The sequence below is a fragment of the Oryzihumus sp. genome, assembly GCF_036391795.1.
GTDB lineage: Bacteria > Actinomycetota > Actinomycetes > Actinomycetales > Dermatophilaceae > Oryzihumus.
In genome coordinates, this window is the sequence record NZ_DASVZH010000036.1 from 1 (window position 1) to 7,147 (window position 7,147).

Here is a 7,147-nt window from a genome sequence, read left to right on the forward strand (position 1 = left end):
CGACAAGGATCCCGCCGTGCGGCTGCGGGTGCTCGAGGACGCCGGCCGGGTGGGCGTCCCGTTCACCACCGGCATCCTCGTCGGCATCGGCGAGACGCCGGCCGACCGGGTGGAGAGCATCCTGGCGATCCGCCGGGTGGCACGCGAGTACGGCTCGGTGCAGGAGTGCATCGTGCAGAACTTCCGCGCCAAGGACGACACCGCGATGCGGGGCACCCCGGACGTGGGGGAGGAGGAGTACCTCGCCACCGTTGCGGTCGCCCGGCTGCTGCTCGGGCCGTCGGTGAGCATCCAGGCGCCGCCGAACCTCTCGGAGCCGCAGGAGATCTCACGCCTGCTGGCTGCCGGCGTGGACGACTGGGGCGGGGTGTCGCCGGTGTCGCCGGACCACGTCAACCCGGAGCGGCCCTGGCCGCACGTGGAGGACCTGCGCACGTGGACGGCCGAGTCGGGGCTCGAGCTGCGGGAGCGGCTGACCGCGCACCCGCGGTTCCTGCTCGGGGCGCTGGAGCGCGACGAGGCGTGGGTGGACCCGCGGCTGCACGCCCACGTCCGCGCGCTGCTGGACCCGGCGACCGGCCTGGCCCGTGAGGACGCCGTGCCCGAGGGGCTGGTCTGGCAGGAGCCGGACGGCGGGATGGCCTCTGCGGGAACGGGATCCGGCCGCACCGACCTGCACCGCGGGGTCGACGAGGAGGGTCGCACCGGCGACCGGCGCAGCGACTTCGACGAGGTCTACGGCGACTGGCAGTCGGTCGCCTCGCGGGTGACGGCCGGCGCGCCGGAGCGGCTCGACGGTGACGTCCGGGAGGCACTGGGCCGGGCCGAGGCCGACCCCGCCGGGCTCTCCGACGAGGACTACCTCGCGCTGCTGACCTGCGACGGCGAGGCCCTGGAGGCGCTCGCGGCGCTCGCGGACGGGCTGCGCCGGGACGTCGTCGGCGACGACGTGACCTACGTGGTCAACCGGAACATCAACTTCACCAACGTCTGCTACGTCGGCTGCCGGTTCTGCGCGTTCGCCCAGCGCAAGACCGACGCCGACGCCTACACGCTCTCGCTGGAGGAGGTCGGCCGCCGGGCTGCCGAGGCCCAGGCGCTGGGTGCGACCGAGGTGTGCCTGCAAGGGGGAATCTCCCCGGACCTGAAGGCCACGGCATACGCGGACATCGTGCGCGCGGTGAAGTCCGCGGCGCCCGGCATCCACGTGCACGCGTTCTCGCCCATGGAGATCGCGACCGCCGCGGCGAAGTCCGGTGTCTCCGTGCGCGACTGGCTCACCGAGGTGCGCGAGGCCGGGCTGGACACCATCCCGGGGACGGCCGCGGAGATCCTCGACGACGAGGTCCGGTGGGTGCTGACCAAGGGCAAGCTGCCGGCGGCGCAGTGGGTCGAGGTCGTCGAGACCGCGCACGAGCTGGGGCTGCGCAGCTCGAGCACGATGATGTACGGCCACGTCGACCATCCGCGGCACTGGGTCGGGCACCTGCGCACGCTGACCCGGATCCAGGACCGCACCGGCGGGTTCACCGAGTTCGTGCCGCTGCCGTTCATCCACACCAACGCGCCGGTCTACCTCGCCGGCCTGTCCCGCCCCGGCCCGACGCTGCGCGACAACCGTGCGGTGCACGCGGTCGCGCGGCTGATGCTGCACGGGCGGATCGACAACGTGCAGACCTCGTGGGTCAAGCTCGGCGTCGAGGGCACCCGGCTGATGCTCACCGGTGGCGCCAACGACGTCGGCGGCACGCTGATGGAGGAGACGATCAGCCGGATGGCCGGGTCGGCGCACGGGTCGGCCAAGACGGTCGCCGAGCTCACCGAGATCGCGGCGGGCATCGGGCGGCCGGTCCGGGAGCGCACCACGACGTATGCCGTGCCCGCGGCTCCCTGACGTCGCCTCTTCCCTGGGGAAGCCCTGCGTCCTCTGGCACCATGGCAAGGGTGACGGTCATCAAGATCAACGCGATCACCGTGCCTGCCGACAGTGGTGACGAGCTGGCCCGCCGGTTCGCGGCACGGGCGGGTGCCGTGGACGACCAGGACGGGTTCGAAGGCTTCGAGCTGCTGAAGCCCACCGACGACCGGACCACCTGGCTGGTCGTCACCCGGTGGCGTGACGAGGCGGCCTTCGACGCGTGGGTGAGCTCTCCGGCGTTCGGCCACGGTCACCGTTCGGCTTCCGAGCGCGCCGGCGCAGAGCCCTCGGGTGAGGGTCGCTCCGGCGAGGAGCACCCGGGTGTAGGGCGCTCGGGTGGCGAGCGCTCCGGCCCGGTCGGGGTCCACAGCGAGCTGTGGTCCTACGAGGTCGCGGGCGGGTCGACCGCGAGCTCCTCCAGCTCGGCACGGTAGGCGCCGCGGCGTGCGGCGCCGTTGAGCTCGGCACGGTGGAGCAGCGCGGCCTGGGCGGCACCGGTGTTGGCGTCCTCGCCGGACCAGGCGCGCAGTACCGGCGCCTGGAGGGCGCGGCCGAACGAGAAGCTCAGCTCCCAGGGCTGCGGAGCCAGCCGGTTGATCGCGTCCAGGCGCGCGGTCGCCTCCTGGTCCGACTGTCCACCGGACAGGAAGACGATCCCCGGCACGGCCGCGGGGACGACCTCCCGCAGGGCCATGACCGTCGCCTCGGCGACCTCCTCGTCGCCGGCCCGGACCGGGCTGTCCTCACCCGGCAGGACCATGTTCGGCTTGAGCAGGCTGGCCTCCAGCACCACGCGGTGGCGTGCCAGCTGCGCGTACACCGCCCGAAGGACGTCGACGGTGACCACGGCGCAGCGCTCGAGGCCGTGCGTCCCGTCCATCAGCACCTCGGGCTCCACGATCGGCACCAGGCCCGCCTCCTGGGCGAGTGCCGCGTAGCGGGCCAGGGCGTGGGCGTTCGCCTCCACGCAGGTCGCCGTGGGACGGTCCTCCCCGATGTGGATGACCGCCCGCCACTTGGCGAAGCGCGCCCCCATGGCCGCATACTCCTGCAGCCTCTCCCGGAGCCCGTCCAGTCCCGCGGTGACCACCTCGCCGGGAAAACCGGCCAGCGGCTTCGTCCCCGCATCGACCTTGATGCCCGGGATGACGCCGTGCCGACGCAGCACCTCGGGGAACCGTGTGCCGTCCACGGTCTGCTGGCGGATCGTCTCGTCGAACAGGATCACCCCGCTGATGAAGTCACCGATCCCGGGCGTGGTGAACAGCAGCTCGCGGTAGGTCCGTCGGCGCGGCTCCGTCGACTCGACGCCGATCGCGGCCAGGCGCTTGGCCATCGTCGGTGTGCTCTCGTCTGCGGCGAGGATGCCCTTGCCCGGGGCAACCAGGGCCTGCGCCGTCTGGATCATGGGTCTGAGCTCCACGGTGCACCCACCTCCCTGCTCGGCAGGTCTCCAGCCTGCAGCGACCCGGGCGCGGTCCACGGGAACTCGGTCCCGAATCGGGCGGCGTCCCGGTCCCGGCCGGGGCGTGGGTGGCGCGATCGCGGGCTGGTGCCGAGGGTGGGCGGGTCCGCGCGGAAGAGTTTGTCCCCCGGAGGGGTTGGAGGGAGAGTGCTCTGGCGCTGGATCGGGTGTGTGGCCGGCCTGCTCATCGTGGGCGGCACGCTGTTCAGCGTCGTCGGCACGCTGGTCGTGCCCCGCGCGATCGACTCCAGGGTCTCGCGGGCCAGTGACCACGTGGTGGACCTGCTCTTCCTGCGCGCGACCGGCGGCGTGCGCTCCTTCGTGCGCCGCGACCGCATCCTCGCGTGGCAGTCACCCCTGAGCCTGCTCGTCCGGCTCAGCATCTGGCTCACCCTGCTCGTCGTCGGGTTCTCCCTGGTCCTCCTTCCCGCAGTCGGCGGCCCGGTGGCTGCGTCGTTCCACGAGGCCGGGTCCTCGATCCTGACGCTGGGCTACGCAGCCCCCCGCAACGCGGCCAGCACCGTCGTGGAGTACACCGCCGCCTTCAGCGGCCTCGTCGTGATCGGCCTGCAGGTGGGCTACCTCCCCACGCTGTATGCCGCGTTCAACCGCCGCGAGACGGAGGTGACGCTGCTGACCACCCGCGCCGGGGTCCCGGCCTGGGGCCCCGAGATCCTGGCGCGCACCCTGTGGGGGATCAGCGACGGGGACACCGGACCCGTGCTGGGAGACCTCTTCCGCTCCTGGGAGCGCTGGTCCGCCGAGCTCGCCGAGTCGCACACGACGTATGTCGTGCTGGTCCGGCTGCGCTCGCCCCGCCCCTTGTCGCACTGGCTCACGTCGCTGCTGGCGGTCATGGACGCGGCGGCCCTGCACCTGGCGCTCGCCCCGACCCGGGAGCCGAAGATGCCGGCCCGGTTGATGCTGCGGATGGGGTTCACGGCCCTCGAGCAGATCGCCCGTGCCGTGCGGCTGCCCGTCCCGGCGGAGCCCGACCCGGACGCCCCGATCTCGGTCAGCTACGAGCAGTTCGAGGAGGCGGTCGACGAGCTGCGGCGGCTGGGCTATCCCATCGAACGCAGCAACGCCGAGGCGTGGCCCCACTTCCGGGGCTGGCGGGCGAACTACGACACCGCGGCGCTGGCGCTGGCGCACCTGCTCGACGCCCCGCCGGCGTTGTGGAGCGGGCCGCGACGCTGGCCCTCCCAGCCCATCGCGCCACTGCGACCCGCGACCCGGCTGGCCCGCGACGCGACGAGGTCGACAGCCCGTCCACCGGCGTCACCACCGAGCTGACCCTGCCAGTTCAGGGCGAACGTCTCCTTGAGGTCTCGGTTGACCTGGCGGCGTGCGAACCGGGGGCGGCGCGGGACGGCATACCGCGGTCGCAGGTGACCGTGTCGCTGGTCCGGGGCATGGCGGAGTGGCTGGAAGCCACGCGGCACGGCATACCGCGGCCGTGCGCGTCCGCACGAGGGCCCAGGGAGACGACGCAGGGGCCGAATCGCCCTTTTGCGCGAGTGGTCTTCACTGCGCGCTCACTAGCGTCGAGGACGGCGTCAGCACGTCCCGTGAAAGGTGGGGGGAAGCGCTCACCAGCGGCTCAGATCGGAACGCACCATGACACCGGACAGCCTGAATGAATCCGTCCCCGGTCAGCCGGAGGAACGTGACTGGTGGATTCCCGCGCCCGCCGCATCGCAGGCGGCCGGGTCCGGGGAGGCCGCCGTGCAGGGACGCGAGGCCCAGGGAGCCGAGGCCGGCTCAGCCGGCCCGGGCACCCAGCCACTGGTGCTCCGGGTTGCCGCCGTCGCCAGGGTGGGTCTGCTGGGCGCTGCCTGCGCCGTCGTCGCCGGCGCGTTCGCCGTGGCGGCTCACCAGAGCGAGGCGCCCACGCAGGGCGGTTTGCTGGGCGCTTCCACGCCGACGCCGTCCCGCGCGCCCCTGGGCAGTCCGACAGCCGGCCCGGACCGGTTCGACCCGTGGAGCCAGCCGCTCCTGAAGCCGGCGTCGCCGCCGGTGGCCACGCCGCCGGGCTCACCGGTGCTGGCCGTCGCGCGCCCGGGGGCCACGGCAGTGGTCCGCGGGGCACCGCCTGCGCCCACCACCCGCTCCACTGTCTCTGTGCGGAGCACGCCCGCGAGCGTTGGCACCCGCCGTGGCCACCAGGTCGCGGGCGTGCCCGTCTCGGTCAACCAAGCACCGGTCCGGAAGTCGACGGGCTGTCACGGTGCAGCGCCGGCGTGCACCGGGACCGGCCCAGCGGCCCACTGGCCGCAGCCGCCCGGCGGACCGAGGCCGCCCCATCCGCCGTCCCACCTGCCGCACCTGGGCAAGCCCCCGGGCCCGGCCACGAAGCCGGCGTCCGGGCCACCTCACCCCCACCCGGTCCCTCCGCACCTCGGGGCGGTCTCCGCATGGCCGGTGCAGGCCTTCTCCTCAGGGCTGTCCCACGGCCCGCTGCCCGGAGGAGACCAAGGCTGACGGGCTGGCGGGCCGGTCCCGCGGCGGAGGGAGTGGGCAGGGTGTCGGGCCCGATGTAGGTCAGGCAGCGGCCTGTCGGTGGTCGAATGTATGTTCGAACCATGCACCAGGGGGATCGTCGTCAGGGGGCCGCGGCCAGCGGTTCCGGTGGCGTGCCCGCCGCGGGGGCCTCGTTCGCGGACCGGTTCGCGGTGGTGGACGCGGCGGCGGCGGCGTTGACCGGGCTGGTCGAGGTGGTGCACCAGTGCCAGGGTGCGGACCTGGGGGCGGCGTTCGGCCGCCTGGATGTGGTGCGGCGCCTGGCCGAGGCGGCGCAGGTGGCCGTGCTTGGGGAGGCGCTGGAGCGCGCTGAGATCGCCTCCTCGGACCACGCGAGCCCGACGGCGTGGGTGCTGGCCCACAGCTCCTCCTACCGGGGCGGGGGTGCCGCGGATCTGGTCAAGGTCGCCTCGGCCTGTGTCGGCCGCCCGGTCGGGGCCGGCGCGGCCCAGGTGTTGGACCACGGGTCGGTGCAGCGGCTGCGTTCGTGTGTGTTGTCCGGGCGGGTGGGGGTCCGGGGTGCGGCGGTGGCGTTGGCGGAGCTGGCCAGGCTGGGGCCGCGGCTGACGCGGGAGGCGGTGCCGACGGTGTGGGCGGGGTTCCTGGACGTGGCCGAGCAGTCCGGTCCGCGGGAGGTGCGCGGGTTGCGGGAGCGGATCATCGCCACCTACGGCCGCCAGGATGAGTTCCAGGTCCGGCAGGACCGGCTCCGGCACGGGGTGAGTCTGTCGGCGGGGCGGGCCGATGACGGGATGGTGGAGTACGCCCTGCGGCTGGACCCCGAGGGCGCCAGCGTGCTGGAGGCGGCGATCGGGCCGCTGTCGGCGCCGAACCCGGTCGACGGGGTCTCCGACCTGCGCAGCAGCGACCAGCGCCGGGGTGACGCGCTGGTGCAGGCGCTGCGCCGGTCGGCCGCGGCGGGCGGGGACGCCCCGGCCCAGACCAAGGCGCAGCTCTACGTGACCATGAACCTCGAGGACCTCAGGGACGCGTGCGGGTCCGGGACCGTGCTGGGCACCGGGACCCTGCTCGCGCCGGAGACGGTGCGCCGGATCGCCTGCGACGCCACCCTCATCCCCGTCGTGCTCGGCACCCAGGGGGAGGTGCTGGAGCTGGGGCGCAGCCGGCGGTTGTTCACCCCGGCCCAGCTGCGGTACCTGTGGCTGCGGGACGGCGGCTGCACGATCCCCGGGTGCACCGCGCCGCCGTGGTGGTGCGACGGGCACCACGTCACCCACTGG

General features: G+C 74.0%; 5 protein-coding genes. 4 read left to right on the forward strand and 1 reads right to left on the reverse strand.

Translation table 11 applies throughout. The features are described 5' to 3' along the window. On the forward strand, positions 1–1,894 hold a 1,894-nt coding region (locus VF825_RS01815; RefSeq protein ID WP_331109523.1), incomplete at its 5' end, for a bifunctional FO biosynthesis protein CofGH. Between the two features lie 50 nt (positions 1,895–1,944). After that, positions 1,945–2,352 (forward strand): antibiotic biosynthesis monooxygenase family protein, encoded by a 408-nt coding sequence (locus VF825_RS01820; protein WP_331109525.1) that lies wholly within the window; start codon positions 1,945–1,947, stop codon positions 2,350–2,352. Here VF825_RS01820 and VF825_RS01825 read toward each other — a convergent pair. Beyond that, a complete protein-coding gene (locus VF825_RS01825; RefSeq protein WP_331109528.1) occupies positions 2,301–3,341 on the reverse strand; it encodes a class I fructose-bisphosphate aldolase in 1,041 nt (346 codons plus the stop codon). The two genes, VF825_RS01820 and VF825_RS01825, sit on opposite strands and share 52 nt — an antisense overlap. A 189-nt stretch (positions 3,342–3,530) precedes the next feature. Between VF825_RS01825 and VF825_RS01830 the strand changes: the two genes are divergently transcribed. Together VF825_RS01830 and VF825_RS01835 are read left to right on the forward strand one after the other, a co-directional pair. Continuing rightward, entirely contained in the window at positions 3,531–4,679 is a 1,149-nt protein-coding gene (locus VF825_RS01830) for a hypothetical protein (protein WP_331109530.1), read from the forward strand. Positions 4,680–5,968: 1,289 nt separating this feature from the next. After that, positions 5,969–7,147: DUF222 domain-containing protein (locus tag VF825_RS01835; protein WP_331109532.1), on the forward strand; the 1,179-nt coding region annotated here is incomplete at its 3' end.